We start from the raw sequence: 17,518 nt of genomic DNA, 5'->3' as shown, positions 1-17,518 counted from the left end.
GAAGGGGTAGCCCGTCAATACAAAATCGCTATCCATCGATACAGGGTAATGCCGGATGATTACGGGGGATCAGATTCGCATGGCCCGTGCTGCAGTTCAGTGGGGTGTCCGCGAATTGGCAAAGGAGGCGGGTGTCACGCCAAACACCGTCAGCAGGATCGAGAGTGGCGGGGACGCACTGGCTGGCACACTTAGCAAGCTTCAAACCGCCCTAGAGACGGCAGGCGTAGAGTTCATTCCGGCCGGTCAGTACAACGGGCAAGGCGGCCCGGGCGTGCGGCTAAAAGCAACAGCCTGAGACTCGACAACTGACCATTGCCTCGTGCAATCTCTCTCGGTTGCGTTGAACGGGTGTCGTTCGCGTTCTGAGGTGGGTGTGTCAGATGGGGGCTTTGGTGCGCGGGATCGGGAAGCTGATCTCGGGCCTTTTCTACATTCTGATGCTGGGAGTGGTGATCGTCTCAGCTATTGGAACGATGCGGGGCTTGGCTGGTGCTGAGAACGGGATTCAGCAGATTGCGACGGTTGCGGTCGGGATGTTCGGCATCATTACGCCCTACGCCATCCTGAGGATGCTGGAGATCGCGGACCGGATGCGGAATTCGTGAGGGGGACAGCTGACCTCCCGCGTCGCCGCCCTGGAGCTGCCGGGCCGCTTCTGATGCGGGTGATGAACAGGATGGAGGAGGGATGATCGGGGCGGTGGATTGCGCACGATCCGGATCATCGTCCTGTTATAGTAATGGTAAGAAGGTGAGGGAAAGAAATGGATGAGCGTGAAGCGGCTCCAGTAGACAAAAACTCTATTGATCAAACAGAAAGGAATCGCATTGCGTCTCTTCACATTGTGCGAGCCGTAAATAGAACACACCAAGCTATTTCAATTATTGCGGACTATTTAGCAGATAAGAGCGACATGGACCACAAGCATCAACGTGAGTACATACAACTTTTGAGAAACTCGACTAAAAGCCTTGAGGAGGCAGTTAACCTGCTGGATATACGATGAGCGATCCCGCTACCAAACTTCTTGACGAGCGGATCAAGGATGCGCTTGCCAAGCATGGAGATGGCCCCCAAGATCCTCCCATGGACGACGCATGGCGCACCAAGGTAGACGGAAGGCTTGACGGCCTGGAAAAGAGCGTCGAGGGGCTGAAGGGCTCGCTCGACGGGCTGAAGATCGCCGCGAGTGTTCTTGTGGGAATGGTCGCGTTGGTGGGCGGCATGGTCTATTTCACAGCCAGTTCCCTATCGACGAGGATGGATCGCGTAGAGACGAAAGTCGACGCCATCGTGCCGCGCATCACCGACGAGTTTCGAGCGATGCGAGCCGAACAGTCCGCCCAGACCAGCGCCATCGCCAACGTCATCACCGCGACGAAACAACAGGCTCCACAGGTGATCCTGGTGCCGGCACCGCAGGTCCAGCAGCCCGCCGCAACTCAGCCCTGACCGGTATTCGCCACCGCAACAGCCCGCCCGCCACCCGGCCGGCGGGCTTTCTTCTGCTCCTCCGCTCCGGAGAGGGTATGGTGGACATCACCACACCCCGAACATCAAAAGGGGCAGACAACCTGTCCACCCCCTTCTCGCTTCATCCCCGCGTCTGCACGTCGGCAGGGATTGGGTTCAGCACGATGGGCTGCACCGAGAATGCGTCAGGCGGCATCAGCACCAGATCGGCGGCGGTGCCGGCCCGATCCCGTCGATAGGTCACCTCGGCGACGATCCACTGGACGTCCGGGATCTTCAGGCTCGGCAGTTGCAGCCGCACCATCCGGTTCGGCGTCCACAGCATGCCATCGCCGTCACGCCAGCTGTCGGTGGTCAGTTGGACGCAGTAGGACCGGCCGGCGCGCCGCGCCGCTTCCCAGACGCCGCGTTTTTGGGCCAGACCAGCGACCAGAACGCCGGTCTCGGCGATGATCTCGCGGCGTCGGAAGCGCGGGACGTCCTTGTCCTCGACGATGGTGAGGATGTCGCCCGCATCGCCGGTTTCGCTCAGGGGCGTCATGTTGTGCATCCGCACCCGGTACTCGCTGTACCGCAGGTCCATGCCGAACATGGCCGTGGCCCGCTCGACGTTCTTGCCCTGCTGGAAGCCGCTCCCGTGTTTCTCCGTCCCGACGCGCGACAGGATCAGATTGCCGTCCGGGGAGTCGTAGACCAGCAGCGCCTGAGACCGCACCACCCGCTCAATCACCTGATAGGGCGTCTCGCTCCAGATGAAGTTGACCTGCTTGATCGGGTCGCCGACGTCCGTCAGCGCCTTGACGGTGATGTTGTATTTTCCCGCCAAGTTCTGCGCGACCGTCAGCGCCGTGGCGCCGCTCATCTGATTGCTGTCCCACACCACAGAGCAATCCACCAAATCCTGGCACTTGCTCCGGCCCGTGACGCGCAGGCTATGCCGGCTGCGGTCGATCGTTGGCATGAAGCGATCGACATAGCCGGTGATCACCAGATCGCTGCCGATCAGCACCTGGCACTCGTCGCCAGGCTTCACCACGACGCTTTCCGCCTCGCCGGGGAAGCGCTCGGTGAACTCGATGTCGAAATCCGAGGGCATGCGTTCGATGCCGCGGGTGACGCGCACAGCCTGCCAGCCCGACAGCTTCACGGCTGGCTTCTTGAGGGTAAGGGTCAGGTCGTCCATAGGGGCTCGCTTGAAGCTGGGAGGAAGGGCCGCAAGCCAGCCGGGCCGCGTTGTTGCTTACATGCTGCGCATGCCCGGCTGGTCGAGGCTCATGGCCTCGCGAACGAGGGGAGGGAATAATCGATGCGGGTGGGCACGGCGGTGCCGGCGCCGGTCTGAGCGGTGGCGGAGGTGCCCTCCGGCACGTTGCCGCCAAGGGTGACGGTGACGTTCACCTTCTGCTCGCCGCCACCCGCCGCCTGGGGCTGCTGCCGCTGCATCGCCGCGATGGAGGCGACATAGTTCTTGGTTTCCGACGGCAGGGCCTTGCCGCTGTCGATGTTCTGCTGCACCCGACCGGGGCCGGCATTGTAGGCGGCAGCCGCCGCGGCCTCGTTGCCGAACCGCTTCATCTGTTCGGACAGGTAGGCGACGCCCGCCTCGATGTTGGCGTCCGGATCGGTGATGCCGCCCTTGATGCCGTAGCGCCGCGCCATCTCGGCGTAGGTGCCGGGCATGACCTGCATCGGACCGATCGCGCCGGCGGAGCTGGTCAGCGGGTTGCCGAAGCGGTCATGTGTCCGGCCGCCCGATTCCTGCTGCATGATCCGGCGGACAAAGTCCGGGTCGACGCCGTATTTCGCCGACAGCGCGGTCACCTGCGGGTCCCAGCGGCGGACGTTGTCGCTGATTCCGGCGGAGGAGGCGACCGAACTGGATGCCGACGGGACGACGCTGGAACTGATCGGCGGGACCGCGGGGGATGCCGCCTTGTCGACTGCGCCCTGCCCCTTCCAGTAAATGCCCAGGTTCGGCAGCCAGGATGGCCACCAGTTCGGCGGCTGGTTGTCGGCGGCATTCGGGCTGGGGGTGGCATCAGGACTCTTCTCGGTGTCGATGCCAATCCTGGGCAGCCAGGACGGCCACCATGATTCCTCCGCCTCTTTCTTCTCCTCGGGCGTCTCCTTGCGGATCACGACCTTTTTGTTCGCATCCGGCGCTGTGGCCCATGCCGCATAGGCTCCCGCCGCGACAATTCCCCACGGGCTGGCAAGCCCGGCCCGAGCCAGAAGGCTCAGGCGCCCCCAGATCGATCCTTCACCGGCAAGCTTCGCGACGGCGCTCAGACCACTGTACGCCATGCCGACTTGAGATGTCAGGTCCGCCCAACTGGCGATGTTCTCTTTGTTGGCCGCCGTGAGGTCCGTCACCTTATCGATGGCGCCGCCGTAGCGCTGGTTCATGCGACCTTCAAGAGCGACCCAAAAACCGTCAACGGCAACATGCAGCTTGTTCAGAGAGATACCGAGTTCCTCGGAATTGCGCTGAGTTTCCTCGGACACAGCACCGAGCCGTTCTATTTCCTTGATGTAGGCGTCCCAGGCGTCGGTACCCCTGCGCAGCATTGGCAGCAGAGCTTCGGACTTAAACGTTTGTGCAATAAGCGCCTGGGTCTGCGGGCTTTTCTGTCTAGCGATCACTGCTGACAAACTACGAAAAGCGTGCTCAAGGTCCCACGTGCCATCAGCAGCTCGTCGGACGGTGATCCCCAAGCTACTGAGCATCGCTGCAGCTTCACGATTCCGACCATACGCCGCGTCTTGGAGCGTTGTTGCCATCCCTGCCATGCTGTTCGTCATGTCGTCAGCCGACAGCCCAGCCAACTTTGCTGCGCCCTGGAGTGTGCGCAGCCGGCCAGCGGCGATGCCGATCCCGCTGGCAGCGTTGGCGGTGGCAACCCCCACCTTACCCCAATGGTCGACGAGCGCGGCTTGGCCAGCGACTGTCATTACCCCCAGGAGCCCACCAGCGCTGTTCGCTACACCGAAACCACGCGCCAAGTCGGAGACCGCGGAGGAAACCCCCGAGATGCCCCTCTCCGCCTTGGCCCAACTGCTGCTGCTGTCGCCCAGACGCTCGAAGGACGAGCTCACGGTATCGACCGCGCCCGGCAGCCTGCCGAGCCGCGACTCAACCTTGCCGATGACGGGCGAAGCCTGATCCTTCGCGCCGACGATGATTTGAAAGGTGTTCGCCATCGTGCTTCCCTTCAGCAGCCGTGCTCAACGCGCGCCCGCCGGCCGGCCAAAATGGCGGTATAGGGCGCGCTGTCGGGATCGTTCTCGCTCGCGTAGATTGCGCTGTTCGCCTCGTCGATTTCGTCGTCGAAGTCAGCGCACACTTCGGCGTCCATCAAGTCGGGCGGCCGAGTGACGGTGAAGTCCTCCCACGGGTCTCCGCGGCCATCATGGAGGCCCTGGAAGAGGTAACCGATGGTCAGGGTGAAGGCCTCGAACGCTTTCAGCCGGTCGACCACCGGCACCCCATAGGCCGAGAGGAAGCGGTCGAGGATGACGGCGCCGTCATTGCCCAGAGCGTCGCGCAGGGCGTGCGCCTCAGGGGTCAGCCCATCCACCCGAACGATGGCGCCGGGTTCGGCAGGTGCGGCGGATGCCTGAGATGTCGGCTGCATCCGCGCGGCGTGGCGCTGCCGTACCACCATCTCCTCGATCCGGTCAGCTCCCTTCGTGGGGTGGTAGCCAGTGTTAACTTGGTGGCGAATCCAGTAAAGGGCGTCTTCACGGTTAAGTTTGCCGTCAGTACGAACAGGAAGGCCGGCTTTGCAATACTGCGAAACCCGTGCCTTCGAAATTCCCAGCTCCGCGGCAAGACCAGCCTTGGTAATGATCGTCATGGCGGATTACCCGGTGTTACCAGTTAAGTGATTTTCAGATACCAGAGCTACGGAGACACCGCGGTGCGCAATGCCCGCGTGTGCTGAACCCCTCAGGAGGGACCCAAGCATGTGGGGGGTGCCTGCTCCTGCCCTCACCCCCTGGCGGTCCGCAGGGCATCGCCCACGGCCTTCTCGAACTCGGTCCGCAGGGTGGCCTGCACGACCTGCTGGGCACGCTCCCGGTAACCCAGGCGCTGCTTGACAGGCAGCGCGTCGCCGAACCGCACCAGCAGCTTCAGGCTCTCGCCACGGTTCAGGCCTCGGCCCTTGGCTCCCGCTGCGGCAGGACGCTGCCACACCCCGCTGACGGTCGCCCCGCCCCTCGTCTTGACGGCGCCGACGAAAACGTCCGCCCGGCCGGTGAGGCGGCGGAGCTGCCCCTTGGATAGATTGCCGTACTGGTTGAGCTGGGCCGCCTTCGGGTTCAGCAGCGTCCCGCCCCGTTTGCTCGGCGGTAGGAAGTGCTTGCCGCCAAGCTCGAAGGGCTCCAGGTACTTCGCGGCGATGTCCTTCACGAACACCGTGGCCGTCAGGTCGGACTTGCGCGCCGCCTTCACCCCAACCGAGCGCTGGGTGAACAGCGTGGGCCGGTCGAAGATGTCGGAGATGGCGTCGGTCTCGGCCTTCTGGACTTGCTTGGCAACGCCCGTCGCCGTCTTCGCTAGGGCGAAGGGGATTTGCCGACGCTGGAAATCGTCCAGCGACTTCTGCAAACCCTTCATGTCAAGTTTCACGTCGATGCGGATCATAGGGGGCCTCAGTGGACCGTCTGGGCGTCGGCTGGTGCAGGGACAGGGGCAGGGACCGCGCTCTCGGTCGCCGCCTGCGCCTGGGCAACGGTGGCGGCCTCCATCATGTCCACCGCCGTGGTCAGCAGCTTCGCCGGCAGGGCGCCCGGCCCGAGATCGGCATACTTCGCCTGGATCGTCTCGGGATCGGCTTCGGCCAGTTCGGTCAGGATCTCGACCGCACGGGCTGCAACGGCCTCATGGAATAGCTTCATCACCTCGGCGCCCGTGCGGAGTTCGGCGAGCCAGGCGATCAGGTTCTTGCGCCAGTTCTCATGCTGAACGACGGCCGCGATCTGGGTGCGGGCGTGATGCTCGATGTCGAGGTTCAGTTCCACGATCCATCTCCGAAAGGACGGCGCTCCGTCGGCTAAAACGAAGCGCGCATTCGTCAGCGCTGCGCTGGCTGGTAGTGCTCGTAGGCTGTTTCATCAGAGGCAATCGCCGTCGTGATGTTCAGTTCGTTCCCGTGGGAATCCTGGTGTGCCCAGCGTCCGCCGAGCGTCCAGGACTGGAACAGGCCGCGTGACGGCTTGGGCGGCTCTGGCGGGGCGCTGTATTCGGCAATGGCGCGGGCCAGCTCCGCCTCGAATGCCTCGCGGTTGGACGGAGTGGGAAACGGGTTCGCCGGATCGAACGGGCGGTGACGCTCCAGTTGGGACTGCATCTCACTCAGCGCCTGCATCTCGCCGGCAGCATCGGCAGCCGTAGGCTCGTCGCTCCACTCGGCGTCGAGTGCGATGGTCTCACCGCCGAGGTTGGCGCGAGGACCATGGACGATGGCCGGCTGCCGCCAGATGACCGACGGCACGTTGATCTCGTCCAGAAACAGCGGCTGGTTCAGCTTGCCGCGCAGGGCCGTTCGGATTGCCCAACCTCGCTTCAGGGCTGCGACGAGTGCCGCAGCTGCGGCGCGGACATCGGCGTCATAGGCCGCAACGATTTCGGCCTGGAAGGTGGCGAAGGCGGCAGCGAGTTGCTGTCGGGCCGCGTTTACCCGCTCGTCCGCCTGCTGGGCATGGGCGTGGAGGGCATTGACCATGCGCCGGGTGCGCTCGGCGTTTTGCGCGGCAGTGTCCCGCTTCCGGGACGCGGCGGTGACTGCTTTCTCCAGCCCCGCCGCCTGCTCAGGATCGATCGCCAGCGCGAGAGCCGCGTCGGCCTGCTCCATCTCCCGCACAGCAGCAGCCTCAACCTCCTCTGCGGCCCGCAGTTCGGTCATTCGCTTCAAGAGAGCCGCGTCCGCAGCCTTGCGATCCTGGAGCGCAGCAGCGCCGGCCGTGATGGCCGCTCGCACCTCGGGGGAGAGGGCGTAGGGGTTTTTCTTCTTGCCGAACATGGCGCCTCAGCGGGTGGAGGTGGAGGGGTGACCGAAGGCACGGTCCCAGGATGCGGCGACGGAACGGTTTCCGCTCGCGCGTGAACCGGGCTGCCGGGTGCGGGCGAAGGCGCGATCCCAGCTCGCCGCGGCTTCCTTGGCGGTCATGCTCTGAAACGCGGCGCGGCAGCTGTCCGAGAGAGTAGCGCCGGCCAGGTGGTCGAAGGACATCCGGTGTCCATTGCCGGGCTTGGTGGTGTCGCCCTGTTGCCGGCCGGTGGTGCGCCGGCGCGATGTCGTGGTCATTTCCGCTTGATCCTTTCGTCTGCGTTCTGTCGTCTGCCTCAGGAACCGCGGCGACCGCGGCCGGCGCTCTTCGACTGGTCAGCCGTGCGCCCGCGCAGGCTCTCCGCCTCTTCGACCAGCAGGCGACGGAACGACAGGCGGGTCAGGTCTTCGGCGAGACGAATGCCATCTCTGGCCGTCAGCTGTGCCTTGCGGTTGCCGATGCGGAGCGTCAGGTCGTCGGAAATGGTCGGAATGATTCGGTTCAGCATGCGGAGCCTCTTCGTGTGGCTCCCGCAGGTTCATCTCGGTCGCGTGAAATCAAAACAGCGATTTCATTTCCGGCTGAACGCCGCTTTTCTCCAGGATGTTCTGAAGCTGGCGTTGGCCTGGAATGCCCCGCTCGCCCGCGGCGGACAGCGCGCGATGGAGGCGGCGACGCTTCGGATCCGGAAGCGCATCGGACGGCTTCTCCCGCTCGAAGCGCCAGCCTGTGGTCTGGTACCGGCGCACCTCGGCGGCGATGCGCCGAGCCTGATCCTCGATGCCGATGTCGGGGAAGAACTCTCGCGCCATGGCGACCAGCTCGGCGTCGCGTCGCTGGCGCTCCTCCAGCGTCCACCACGCTTCACCGCCGCGGCCGGGGGCGAGGCCCAGAGCCTGTTCCAGGGTCAGCCCATTGGCAGCCCCGCGCTCGTAGCAGCGTAAGCGCTCCAGCACGCGCCGAAGGGACGGCGGAGGGTTGGGGATGCACTCCAGCGCGGCGGCAGCTTCGCGAAGGTCGGAGATCGCCGCTAGGGCGTCAGGGCACCCCGCGGTCATTGGCGCCGCCCTTCCCAGATGTCGACTCCGGCCGCCTGGGCGAGCGCCTCCTCCAGCTGGTGGGCGCGCTCGGCGTAGAAGCCAGCGGCCATGGAGGTTCGGCGCAGAAGGGCTATAGCTTCGTCCAGCAGCGTGGTGGCGTCGCGCACCTCCATCTCCGCCAAGTCGAGCGCATGCCGCAGTTGCCCGGACTCGGCCTCTGCGAGGCAGTGAGCCGCGAACAGGGAGGAGGGCCGGAGGCGGACCGCTGGATCGCCCAACTTCTCGTCCAGCACAGCCCGGTACTCGTCGGCGTGCCGTACCAAGCGGGCGATCTGCTCATTGATGCCGGCGAACGGCACCGTGACCGATGCAGGTTCGGTAGTGGTCGAGGTGGTGTCGGTCATACTGCACCTCCGTTGGAACTGGTCCCGATATCTTCGAAATACGGGCCAGGGAACCGCATCCGCAGCACCGGGTCATTCGGCCCACCGATATCGACCGGCGGCATGTGCCGGCTGCGCTTGAGCGACAGCCAGGCGGTTTCGGCGCCATCCTCCCGGTGGAGGATCAGCAGATGGTCGACCGCACGATTCAGCCCGCGCTTGCAGTAGGCCGGCGCGGTGCCTTCGTCGTTCATCTGGGCCAGGAGGATCACCCACAGCCCCAGGCGCTTCGCCAGTGTCGAGATCCAGTTCGCCACGCGGGATAGGTGCGCTTCCTGCGTCTCCCGGTCGCTGCCCCCGGTGATCAGCTGCCAATAATCGATGACGATGCCCGTCACCTTCCGCTGCGCTTTCGCCGCGACGATCTCCGCGCGCAGCTCCTCCACCGTGGCGCCGGGCAGGTCCAGATACAGCACATGGGATTTCCGCTCCACTCGGTACCGACCGACCGCCGCGACGACATCGGACCCGATGCGGCCGCGGAGCCGCGTCGTGGCAATTCCAAGGTCGCGGGCGATATGGCGCCGCTCGATCTGGCTGCCGCCCATCTCCAGCGCGGCATAGGCGTGCCAGATGCCGGCGGCGTTGAGCGCGTGGCTGATCGAAGCGGCCAGCATCGTCTTGCCGGCCTTGTCGTGCGCCAGCAGCCCTAGCACCTCGCCGGGGATCAGCCCGCCCCCAAGTGCCGCATCGATGGTCGGAAAGCCGGTCGAGTAGATCACCGGTTCACCGCGCCATGCGTCCAGCAGGTCCGCCAGCACCGCGTCGCCGGTCCGAGCCTTCCGGCTTTCAGCCAAGCGCTCCAGGTCTGCCAGCGTCGCGCCGACGGTTTCGATCACCGGCCGGGTCTGGTCGGCTGCCGCAGCGATGGCGTCATACCCGGCCAGCACCAGCCGGCGGCGACGGGATAGGTCGGCGATGGTGCGGGCATAGTCCGGGGCGTTGACCACCGTCACGATGTTGCCGGCCAGTTCGACCAGATACGCCGCTCCTCCGTCGCGCGCCAACTCGGGATCGTCGCGAAACTCGGCTGCCAGGGTGACGGGGTCCGCCTGCTCCCCTTGGCCGATCTTCCGGGCGATGGCATCGAAGATGCGCTGATGCGCAGGGTCGTAGAAGTCATCCGCGGCCAGCAGCCCGCACACCCGGTCGAATGCGCGATTGTTGACCAGAAGCGCGCCCAGCAGCGCCTGCTCCGCCTCCTCATTGCTCAGGTCGCGGTAGACCTGCCGCTCTTCCGACTCCAGGGTGTCGATCGCCATCAGTACACCCCCCGCTTGAGCGCGTCGGACAGCTGCGGCAGCGGCTTGGCGCCGGCTGGGCGCTTCTGCAGCAGTTCTTGGTGTTTGCGGTTCAGCATGCCGGACACGGCGTTGAACCAGTTCCGACGCTTCCCGGCCGGCTGGTCGGAAAGCCACCCGTCAATGCTGGTCAACTCGGCGGGCAAATCAGGGATGGCGTGGAAGGCAGCGCGCCATCCGTCCAAGTCCTTCTGGTTCAGCCGGATCACCCGCCCTTCAAAGGCGTAGCGGCTCGGTTGCCCTGGAGGATCCTGCCCTTCTTCTTGTTGCTGGTTGCTAGTTGCTGGTTGGTAGTTAAAGGCGCGGTTTTCCGTCGCCTCTTTGTCAGAAAAACCGTTTGGTTTCCCTATGTTGTTGTTTTCCTTTGAGGGGCGCCCCCCGAACGTACCGTTTTCACGCCACGTTCGGGTACGGTTCAGAGTGCGTTCGAGTTCGGTTTGGCACCGGTTCACCACCAGTTCACCATCAACTCGGACCAACTTCGCGCTGTTTTCGAGGCGATTCAGCACTGCACGGATGGTGCGGGCGCTGGTTTTGCGGAAGATCCGGGCGATCCATTCCGGGTCATCCTTGATCTTGCCACCCCGGCTGTAGATCAGGGTGCAGACCATCCAGTAGACCCCGAACTCCTCCGGGTCCAGCTGGCCAGCGACGCCGGCAATCACCTCGTCCGGCCAATAGTCGACGCGACGTGCCTTCTCCATGTCACGTCTCCCGGAACGTTCCCGCCCGGCCGTCACGCTCCAGCCGATCGGCCAGCGTGTGCAGCCGGCCCGCGATGGTACGAACGTCGGCGGGGTCGGGTTGTTGGGGGAGCCGCTCAAGGTCCGCGACAATACCTTCAATGGATTGGCGAATGGTCAGCGGTCGGGCGATTCGCAGCCGGCGGCTGACTTGGAGGCGGTGGACATCACCCATGCGCGCTCTCCGAGGCCTGGGCGCCAATCCCGGCCAACTCGGCGACGACACAGGCCGTCGCCACCCGGAGGCCGAAGCGGCGGGCGATGGTCTGGGTGGCGCGGTGACTTGCGGCGGAGGTCCGGATTGCGGTATTCATGGGCCCGGTCAGTTCGCCCATTCTACCGCCCGCCCCGGCTGCGCCCGCCAGCGCGTCGGGGCGGTGGTGTTTCGGCCCCATCTCAGGCGGCCTCAAGGCTCTCGGCAAAAGCACGAATGCTCGATACCGGAACCAACGTCTTCGCGCCGAGCTTACGGCGCTCCAGCTTACCTTCGTTGAAGAGTTCAAAAAGCTTGGTCTTACCGATATTGCCAAGCATACGGCGCGCGGTGTCGGTATCGACCAGGACCGGCTGAAACTCGCCCATCTCATCGTCTCCACTCTTACGAGTTCATGCGGTTCTCTGTGAACCGCTGCGGAGACGATGCGCCTATAGTGGTGTCGTGAGCACTCGGGATGAAATGAGTTTATTCGGGAGAATTCGGGATTAAATCAGGCTGGGAGGTTGTCGAGCTGATTGAGTTCGGCCGATATTCTCCGCTGAAGTCGATCAACACGCGATTCCCGTGTTCCTGCCCCTTGCGCTTGGTCGGCAAAATACTGCGCGGCTTGTAGTGCGGATGCCCAACGCCCCATCATGATTCCCTTGATGCCTTCAGCAACAAGCGGGGCATCGGCGGCTTGATAACCTCCTCTTCCCTTTCTTCTTCCGCGATTGCTATTTTGTTTTTTCTCTGCATGACCCCCATTCGGGTGAATATTATAAATCACTGCATCTCCTGTTTCAGTATTTTTAGATTTCACTCCATAGGCAATCTTATAAAAAAGTTCCCTGTCTTCGCTTTCCCATTGATCGAAAGATATTCTGTATTGATCTGGGATTTCGGACCTCAACAGAAATCTTACGTTGTTCACTTCTCCAGAAAAGCCCAGAGAAGCGAACCTAACAATCTTTCCATCGTCCACAATGCTAGCGAACCTCCAGAACTCTGATGGTATTATCCTACGCGTAAGCAGCAGAGTCACATCTGCAAATGCCAAATATCTTCCTGATATCAGCATATCGATAATTTGTTCAACAAGCTTCAATCCATTACGCTCTATAGCATAGTCATAATTGTTTAAACGTTCCTCGAACACCCTGATAATGTGATCTGGAGCATTGCCAACGGCTGCATTCATTTTATCGTTATATGCTTCAGAGCGTTGAATGAGAATGCTCTGAAATTTCTCACGAAGTGCCGGATTACTCGACACAAATTGTCTTTTGATGTCACCAAACGTCTGCCAGCGCAAACGACAAGAACCGCCCGACATTCCCGCACTCCGCTGGTGCTAGTCCGCAATTGGGAGTGGCGCGGCGGGCCGGGTGCGGTGCCCAGCTCTTCGGCGGCCAAACCTAGCCGTGCCACACTCGGACGCCTCGGATGGAGGCGCGATATCAATGCCCTGCTACCCGCCTCGGCCCCGACGGTGACCTTCCAGGATCACCACCTTTGCCGCATCACCTGCTACCAGTCTCCCGACATGCTCACCCCAAGCAGCCAGCGCTATGCGCTTTTCATCGCGATAGGCATGGACGTTGTAGGTCTTGTGCAGCGTCGGCCGGGAATGGTTCAGGATGTGCTCGATCACCTCCTGGGCGACACCAAGGCGCCCAAGCCCGGTGGCGACCGTGCGGCGGATGTCGTGGATGGTCCAACCCGTCACCCCGCTCTCGCGGTCCAGGATCTCCTTCAGCCGCTTCATGCCGGCGTAGGGCTTCTTCCCCTCGGCGTCGCAGGTGAAGACCATCGGTCCGAGTCGCGTCGCTCCGCCCAACACCTCCAGCGCCGCGGCGGTCAAAGGAATCTCATGCTGCCGCTTGCCCTTGTTGCGCTCGGCCGGCAGGGTCCACAGGTCATCTCCGATCTCCGACCACGGAAGGCACCGCACTTCATCACGGCGTTGGCCGGTCAGGATCAGTAGGCGCAAGAGCTGGCTGCTCGGGTAGGTCAGGCTCGCGGCGGCCTTCCAGATCGCGGCAAGCTCCTTGTCCTCAAGCACCCGTTCCCGTGGCGCCTCGATGTTCTTCCGGCGCTTCACCGTCGCGGCCGGGTTGACGTCGAGGAACTCCCGTTCCACGGCCCAATTGAAGGCGGCGATCAGCTGGGAGCGGATGCGGTTCACCTGGGCATTCAGCCCCTTCTTGTTCTGGAGATCGTCCAGCAGCTCCACGATGTCGGCCCGTCGCACATCGTCCAGCGCTTTCGCCCCGATGGCCGGCTCGACATGGGCGCTGAACATCCGCTCGACCGTCTCCCACCGGCGCTGGTTCGTCTTGCAGTACTCCTCGACGTAACGGCTCAGCAGCTTCGCCACGGTCGCGGGGCGCTTGGCGCTACGCTCGTCGTCCTCAGCCGCCTGCTTTTCCTGCTCGATCAGGTCGACACCCTTCTTGGCGGCGGTGTAGATATCCCGAGCGCGATCCCGGGCGTCCGAAAGCTTGATCGCCGGATAAGGGCCAAGGGATACCTGGCGCAGCGCCGCGCCTTTCACCCGGTACTTCATCCGCCAGGACTTCGCACCAGTGGGCGTCATTCGGAATTCGAGACCCGGCACGGCCTCGTCGTAGATCACCAACCGGCCCGTCTCAGGCGGCTTCATGGACTGCAATTGCCTATCCGTCAGCTTGGCTCGCGCCATCGAACGCCGTACCTGTCTGGGGCCACACCGGGGCCACAGAATAGCGCGGCACGACGGGAACCGCAACGAACCGCGACGAAATCCAAAACCCTTATTCTTCAATGCATTGGATGAGAGCCGCTCATGCGGACGAACCGGAGGGAACCGGCGCGGTTCAGCGAAATCACGTCTCCCAGACGTGAAGCCTCCCTGTTCAACTCGCCGCTAATCCATCGGGTTAGCGGCGGTTTTTTTATGGGGATAGGGGGGTGTGGGCACATCATGGGCACAGAATGAACCCGCAAAATGTGTTAGGCGAACACATATCTCTCAATCGATGTACGGACACCTGGAGCCTATGGGTAACGGGGCGCAGGGGTTCATTCGGAGCGGTGAGACCGTTCTTAGGTGACTTAGTCGTTTAGAAGCTATCGGGGCAGGAAGCGCCCACGCAGCCAAGCGCACTCAACAGCGTCCAAGTCCCAACATAGGGCATCGCCTCATGTTATGCGGCACCGCCAGGGCTAGTGATCCATGCCAGCCGGCTTGGCCGAGCACGAGCACCGCCTGGACGTCCGGCTGCAGGCTCTGGGAGTAGCCGGCCAGGAACAGGCTCATGGCAGCGGTGGAGACGGTCGGCATCACCAGCGCGAAATTGGCGCCGCTGGTCGGGCAGACGGCAGCGTAAAGGTAGGTCGAGGTGAAGCGCTTGTCGCACAGCCCGGCCGGACGCTGCCCGCGCCAGCGATAGGGCGGTGCGGCCCTTCTGGCCGATACGGGCTTCGCCCTGGAACCAGAGTTGGAGGCGGCGCCCAGGCTGCGCCGCCGCGGCAGCCTTCAGCGCTTCGCGCAGCCTCTTTTTTTTAGAATGCGGCTTGCGCCTTGGCGTCGCCTGTTCGCCCTCGCTCAGCCATTCCGGCCGGCCGGGCAGTGGGCGATCATAGAACTCGGCCACGCATTCGGCGCTGTAGCGCACCACCGCGTCACGCAACGCTTGGCGGTCCATGCCGGCTAATCGCGCGGCTTCCGCCCGGCTCGCCCCATCAAGCGCATGGGTGATGGCAAACATCCGTGCCGCCACCCACCCATTGCTCTCTCGCCGCGCCAAGGCGCGTAACTCGCTGGTGCCCAAGCCTTCTCGGATCGGCAACGCTGCGGATTTGTGCTCATCCCATCGTAAAGAGGGCATCGAGTCACGGTTTGCAGCCCTTGCCCCCTCTCCGTGAGTCAGCGCCTCCGCTCATCGGTACTACTGGGGGCGATACCATGATGGAAGCGCGATGTTGCAAAGCTCCAGGCAGGTGGCGCCTCACCGGATCCGACCGGTGCGGAGCCGCGCCTATCTTGATGTATTCGAGTCGGCCAGCATCCGCCTCAACGAGGACAGACGCGGTGAAACGGCGTTCGGTGCTCTCTAAGCCAATTTGGACTGCAAGACCGGCGTGAGAATCATTTTTTCGAACTCAAAGGCAGCGACAAGATGTCACAATCCGCGGCAACAGATCGGTCAAATTAGCTGAGAATGGCAGCCTTAAGGTAGCAGCCAAGCATCTACCGAGGTAGCAAACGCCGGAGCAAAGCCCATTGCTGAAGTTTTTTCGGTGACCTGCTGAATGCGGAGCAGTGGACTGACCGTTAAGCTCCAGCAACGCTCCGTGTACATATCTTTGTATGCCGATACCCGATTCCTTGTTGTATTTCAGTGTTCTAAGGGTCGGCTACCGCTTTCCGATACATTCACCGCTCATATTGACATAGCGTCAACCTACTTCTATCGATACTGCGTCGCATGCGAGCCTGAGGTCCAACGTGATTGTTATCGATCTCGATACGCCTATCTTGAACAATAACCGTAAGTTCTTTGCGCTTCATTCTGGGCAGTATAGAGAATTTATCGATATTTTCAGAGAACACGATATCGTTTTCCTTGACATTCCGGGCTTTATTCCTCCTGATGGGAGTATTAGCGACGATGAGTTTTTAAAGGAGCGCGTTGTGCGCTCCCGCCTGCTTGCAAAGTGGTATAGAGCTCGCGAGAAAGAAGCATATCCTACTACTGATTTAACTTACTACTCAGACACACGCCAGGGACGAAGTGTTTCTGCTGCGATGGGGAATGTCAGGCGTCTTTATCATGAGGCGAAGAGAGGCGATTTTGTTATCGTTCCAGGGGACGGCCTTTTTGCAGACGTTCTTATTGGGATGTTTACTGATGATCCTGATTTTGAGAACACCGTTATCGTCGAGAACTACAAAAAAGAACTAATCCCCTACCGAAGCGTAAGATGGCTTTCAAACCCATTCCGCACAGATATTACACGAGAGCTTTCAGAAAAACTAAGCAGGCCTCGCGCAATTACTGAAATTTCCGAAGAACATCTGCAAGCTGAAATTCTTCAGCTTGCGTTTGGGAACTATGTATTTGGAGACTCCGCCAAGCAGTATTTTGCCGGCGAGTCATATGACGACAGACCATATGCGCCAGTACCGGGTCTCACCCTACTATCTGCTCTGCTGAGTTCCACCAATGCGGTGCTTAATGGACAGGCCGAAGAGATCGCGGAACTCGATGTGCCCGAACTCGCCGATCATCAGTTGGCTTCAGAGGATGTCATCAATTTTGAGATAAATTTTGCCTCTCCTGGTGGCTTCCGAGTGTGGGTGACGAATGCGGTTCTTGCACTATCCCTTTCCGCACTCGTTTCCGCAACGGGAGCTAATATATCTTATGCTGAGGCACTAGAGGCCCAGATCACCAACAGCCAAGCTGCCGACGACCCGTGCGTTGTTGCGGTACAGGAAAGCTATCGAGGGGTGATGGAACAGCTGGGCATTGATCGATATAACGAGATGTGCCGGCTTAACCAGAACGCCCAAAAATCTGTTGGTCTGAAATCCGGCGCCAAGATCACATCAGCTGCCACTCCGAAGGATGGCAGCAGCAAGAAGGCTAAAAGTAAAAACTGATGATTAATTGGTATAGAGGTGCACGGCCATGACTAACAATGCGAACGGAAACAGAGGCAGCTTCAACTTGCTATCTGTCGTTGTTGCAGGCCTAACCTCCCTTTTCTCTATTGGCGCATCGGCTTGGGTAACTTACCACTTCGAAATCAAAGCGGAAAATCAAAAGAATAAAGTTGCAACAATGCAGCAAATGCAAACAGATTTGCAAGACTATGCGCTGAAGGTATTCACCACGCTCCAGACCGTGAATGGCGATATTTTGACGGGTCAGCCTCTTGATGCCCAAAAGCGCCAAGAAGCTCTGTCAACTATTGCAGAGATTGAACTTAGGCTTAATACGAAGGATCCGCGGTGGCCTGACTCGATGAAGGAAGCCGTTACCAAGGTCCTTACGGATGCGCGCACTATTCGTGAGGGAGTAAAGAACGCAAACGACTGGAAGACCCTGCGTCCGGTACTGGTCGGTTATCAGGATTTTCTGAACTCCAAAGACCACTTAGTGGCCGAGATACAAAGAGAGAAAACACTAAGTTCCAGTCCACTTTCTAATTAACGAAGCATAGCCTTCTTTGATAGCGGCGTCAGAACTTTTCAGAGTCGGACTCGAAATCGGTA

At 61.6% G+C, this 17,518-nt stretch carries 24 protein-coding genes; 6 read left to right on the top strand and 18 right to left on the bottom strand.

The features are described from left to right. The first annotated feature begins 55 nt into the window (after positions 1-55). From JHL17_RS34135 to JHL17_RS34120, 4 genes are all read left to right on the top strand, one after another. The gene (locus JHL17_RS34135) at positions 56-298 is read left to right on the top strand and encodes a helix-turn-helix domain-containing protein (protein WP_282189401.1); all 243 of its coding nucleotides are present in this window, start codon (positions 56-58) and stop codon (positions 296-298) included. Between the two features lie 85 nt (positions 299-383). Continuing rightward, positions 384-608 (top strand): hypothetical protein, encoded by a 225-nt coding sequence (locus tag JHL17_RS34130; RefSeq protein WP_200199111.1) that lies wholly within the window; start codon positions 384-386, stop codon positions 606-608. A 158-nt stretch (positions 609-766) separates the two neighbouring features. Beyond that, entirely contained in the window at positions 767-1,009 is a 243-nt protein-coding gene (locus JHL17_RS34125; protein ID WP_200199110.1) for a hypothetical protein, read from the top strand. Then, the gene (locus JHL17_RS34120; protein ID WP_200199109.1) at positions 1,006-1,455 is read left to right on the top strand and encodes a hypothetical protein; all 450 of its coding nucleotides are present in this window, start codon (positions 1,006-1,008) and stop codon (positions 1,453-1,455) included. The genes JHL17_RS34125 and JHL17_RS34120 overlap by 4 nt, the downstream gene beginning before the upstream one ends. 142 nt (positions 1,456-1,597) lie before the next feature. Here JHL17_RS34120 and JHL17_RS34115 read toward each other — a convergent pair whose 3' ends face one another. From JHL17_RS34115 to JHL17_RS37810, 18 genes are all read right to left on the bottom strand, one after another. Next, positions 1,598-2,659, bottom strand: a complete 1,062-nt coding sequence (locus tag JHL17_RS34115) for a phage baseplate assembly protein (RefSeq protein WP_200199108.1) — start codon at positions 2,657-2,659, stop codon at positions 1,598-1,600. An 89-nt stretch (positions 2,660-2,748) separates the two neighbouring features. Further along, positions 2,749-4,677, bottom strand: a complete 1,929-nt coding sequence (locus tag JHL17_RS34110; protein ID WP_200199107.1) for a transglycosylase SLT domain-containing protein — start codon at positions 4,675-4,677, stop codon at positions 2,749-2,751. Between the two features lie 11 nt (positions 4,678-4,688). After that, positions 4,689-5,333 (bottom strand): hypothetical protein, encoded by a 645-nt coding sequence (locus JHL17_RS34105; RefSeq protein WP_200199106.1) that lies wholly within the window; start codon positions 5,331-5,333, stop codon positions 4,689-4,691. Between the two features lie 134 nt (positions 5,334-5,467). Then, on the bottom strand, positions 5,468-6,124 hold the full coding sequence (locus JHL17_RS34100) for a hypothetical protein (protein WP_200199105.1): 657 nt from the start codon (positions 6,122-6,124) through the stop codon (positions 5,468-5,470). A gap of 8 nt (positions 6,125-6,132) precedes the next feature. Next, on the bottom strand, positions 6,133-6,501 hold the full coding sequence (locus tag JHL17_RS34095; protein WP_200199104.1) for a hypothetical protein: 369 nt from the start codon (positions 6,499-6,501) through the stop codon (positions 6,133-6,135). A 53-nt stretch (positions 6,502-6,554) separates the two neighbouring features. Further along, positions 6,555-7,502, bottom strand: a complete 948-nt coding sequence (locus JHL17_RS34090) for a hypothetical protein (RefSeq protein WP_200199103.1) — start codon at positions 7,500-7,502, stop codon at positions 6,555-6,557. A gap of 6 nt (positions 7,503-7,508) precedes the next feature. After that, positions 7,509-7,787, bottom strand: a complete 279-nt coding sequence (locus JHL17_RS34085) for a hypothetical protein (RefSeq protein WP_200199102.1) — start codon at positions 7,785-7,787, stop codon at positions 7,509-7,511. Between the two features lie 38 nt (positions 7,788-7,825). Then, entirely contained in the window at positions 7,826-8,038 is a 213-nt protein-coding gene (locus JHL17_RS34080) for a hypothetical protein (protein WP_200199101.1), read from the bottom strand. Positions 8,039-8,087: 49 nt separating this feature from the next. After that, entirely contained in the window at positions 8,088-8,588 is a 501-nt protein-coding gene (locus JHL17_RS34075) for a hypothetical protein (protein ID WP_200199100.1), read from the bottom strand. After that, positions 8,585-8,974, bottom strand: a complete 390-nt coding sequence (locus JHL17_RS34070) for a hypothetical protein (protein ID WP_200199099.1) — start codon at positions 8,972-8,974, stop codon at positions 8,585-8,587. The genes JHL17_RS34075 and JHL17_RS34070 overlap by 4 nt, the downstream gene beginning before the upstream one ends. Beyond that, positions 8,971-10,275, bottom strand: a complete 1,305-nt coding sequence (locus JHL17_RS34065) for a replicative DNA helicase (protein ID WP_200199098.1) — start codon at positions 10,273-10,275, stop codon at positions 8,971-8,973. Before JHL17_RS34065 ends, JHL17_RS34070 begins: the two co-directional genes overlap by 4 nt. Next, positions 10,275-11,018 carry a DUF1376 domain-containing protein gene (locus JHL17_RS34060; RefSeq protein WP_200199097.1) on the bottom strand — a complete coding sequence of 248 codons (744 nt, stop codon included), beginning with the start codon at positions 11,016-11,018 and terminating at the stop codon, positions 10,275-10,277. The genes JHL17_RS34065 and JHL17_RS34060 overlap by 1 nt, the downstream gene beginning before the upstream one ends. Before the next feature lies 1 nt (position 11,019). Next, positions 11,020-11,232, bottom strand: a complete 213-nt coding sequence (locus JHL17_RS34055) for a hypothetical protein (RefSeq protein WP_200199096.1) — start codon at positions 11,230-11,232, stop codon at positions 11,020-11,022. Further along, positions 11,225-11,371, bottom strand: a complete 147-nt coding sequence (locus tag JHL17_RS34050; protein WP_200199095.1) for a hypothetical protein — start codon at positions 11,369-11,371, stop codon at positions 11,225-11,227. The genes JHL17_RS34055 and JHL17_RS34050 overlap by 8 nt, the downstream gene beginning before the upstream one ends. 82 nt (positions 11,372-11,453) lie before the next feature. Beyond that, the gene (locus JHL17_RS34045; RefSeq protein WP_200199094.1) at positions 11,454-11,639 is read right to left on the bottom strand and encodes a MerR family transcriptional regulator; all 186 of its coding nucleotides are present in this window, start codon (positions 11,637-11,639) and stop codon (positions 11,454-11,456) included. A 125-nt stretch (positions 11,640-11,764) separates the two neighbouring features. After that, positions 11,765-12,589, bottom strand: a complete 825-nt coding sequence (locus JHL17_RS34040; RefSeq protein WP_200199093.1) for a hypothetical protein — start codon at positions 12,587-12,589, stop codon at positions 11,765-11,767. A gap of 135 nt (positions 12,590-12,724) precedes the next feature. After that, positions 12,725-13,957, bottom strand: a complete 1,233-nt coding sequence (locus tag JHL17_RS34035; protein WP_200199092.1) for a tyrosine-type recombinase/integrase — start codon at positions 13,955-13,957, stop codon at positions 12,725-12,727. 484 nt (positions 13,958-14,441) lie between these two features. Continuing rightward, positions 14,442-15,005 (bottom strand): helix-turn-helix domain-containing protein, encoded by a 564-nt coding sequence (locus JHL17_RS37810; protein ID WP_200199091.1) that lies wholly within the window; start codon positions 15,003-15,005, stop codon positions 14,442-14,444. A 740-nt stretch (positions 15,006-15,745) separates the two neighbouring features. Here JHL17_RS37810 and JHL17_RS34025 point away from each other — a divergent pair. Then, the gene (locus JHL17_RS34025; protein ID WP_200199090.1) at positions 15,746-16,903 is read left to right on the top strand and encodes a hypothetical protein; all 1,158 of its coding nucleotides are present in this window, start codon (positions 15,746-15,748) and stop codon (positions 16,901-16,903) included. A gap of 28 nt (positions 16,904-16,931) precedes the next feature. Further along, a complete protein-coding gene (locus JHL17_RS34020; RefSeq protein ID WP_200199089.1) occupies positions 16,932-17,456 on the top strand; it encodes a hypothetical protein in 525 nt (174 codons plus the stop codon). Positions 17,457-17,518: the final 62 nt, after the last annotated feature.

This window comes from Azospirillum endophyticum (assembly GCF_016595245.1).
Lineage (GTDB): Bacteria > Pseudomonadota > Alphaproteobacteria > Azospirillales > Azospirillaceae > Azospirillum > Azospirillum endophyticum.
Note: the sequence above shows the minus strand (reverse complement) of the source record. Positions and strands in the feature narration are given on the sequence as shown.

Coding starts and splice junctions, on each gene's coding strand:
- JHL17_RS34040 (WP_200199093.1), bottom strand. CDS start 12,589: ATGTCGGGCGGTTCTTGTCGTTTGCGCTGGCAGACGTTTGGTGACATC.
- JHL17_RS34055 (WP_200199096.1), bottom strand. CDS start 11,232: ATGGGTGATGTCCACCGCCTCCAAGTCAGCCGCCGGCTGCGAATCGCC.
- JHL17_RS34120 (WP_200199109.1), top strand. CDS start 1,006: ATGAGCGATCCCGCTACCAAACTTCTTGACGAGCGGATCAAGGATGCG.
- JHL17_RS34090 (WP_200199103.1), bottom strand. CDS start 7,502: ATGTTCGGCAAGAAGAAAAACCCCTACGCCCTCTCCCCCGAGGTGCGA.
- JHL17_RS34045 (WP_200199094.1), bottom strand. CDS start 11,639: ATGGGCGAGTTTCAGCCGGTCCTGGTCGATACCGACACCGCGCGCCGT.
- JHL17_RS34050 (WP_200199095.1), bottom strand. CDS start 11,371: ATGAATACCGCAATCCGGACCTCCGCCGCAAGTCACCGCGCCACCCAG.
- JHL17_RS34065 (WP_200199098.1), bottom strand. CDS start 10,275: ATGGCGATCGACACCCTGGAGTCGGAAGAGCGGCAGGTCTACCGCGAC.
- JHL17_RS34020 (WP_200199089.1), top strand. CDS start 16,932: ATGACTAACAATGCGAACGGAAACAGAGGCAGCTTCAACTTGCTATCT.
- JHL17_RS34115 (WP_200199108.1), bottom strand. CDS start 2,659: ATGGACGACCTGACCCTTACCCTCAAGAAGCCAGCCGTGAAGCTGTCG.
- JHL17_RS37810 (WP_200199091.1), bottom strand. CDS start 15,005: ATGTTTGCCATCACCCATGCGCTTGATGGGGCGAGCCGGGCGGAAGCC.
- JHL17_RS34035 (WP_200199092.1), bottom strand. CDS start 13,957: ATGGCGCGAGCCAAGCTGACGGATAGGCAATTGCAGTCCATGAAGCCG.
- JHL17_RS34085 (WP_200199102.1), bottom strand. CDS start 7,787: ATGACCACGACATCGCGCCGGCGCACCACCGGCCGGCAACAGGGCGAC.
- JHL17_RS34080 (WP_200199101.1), bottom strand. CDS start 8,038: ATGCTGAACCGAATCATTCCGACCATTTCCGACGACCTGACGCTCCGC.
- JHL17_RS34100 (WP_200199105.1), bottom strand. CDS start 6,124: ATGATCCGCATCGACGTGAAACTTGACATGAAGGGTTTGCAGAAGTCG.
- JHL17_RS34105 (WP_200199106.1), bottom strand. CDS start 5,333: ATGACGATCATTACCAAGGCTGGTCTTGCCGCGGAGCTGGGAATTTCG.
- JHL17_RS34070 (WP_200199099.1), bottom strand. CDS start 8,974: ATGACCGACACCACCTCGACCACTACCGAACCTGCATCGGTCACGGTG.
- JHL17_RS34060 (WP_200199097.1), bottom strand. CDS start 11,018: ATGGAGAAGGCACGTCGCGTCGACTATTGGCCGGACGAGGTGATTGCC.
- JHL17_RS34110 (WP_200199107.1), bottom strand. CDS start 4,677: ATGGCGAACACCTTTCAAATCATCGTCGGCGCGAAGGATCAGGCTTCG.
- JHL17_RS34135 (WP_282189401.1), top strand. CDS start 56: ATGATTACGGGGGATCAGATTCGCATGGCCCGTGCTGCAGTTCAGTGG.
- JHL17_RS34125 (WP_200199110.1), top strand. CDS start 767: ATGGATGAGCGTGAAGCGGCTCCAGTAGACAAAAACTCTATTGATCAA.
- JHL17_RS34130 (WP_200199111.1), top strand. CDS start 384: ATGGGGGCTTTGGTGCGCGGGATCGGGAAGCTGATCTCGGGCCTTTTC.
- JHL17_RS34075 (WP_200199100.1), bottom strand. CDS start 8,588: ATGACCGCGGGGTGCCCTGACGCCCTAGCGGCGATCTCCGACCTTCGC.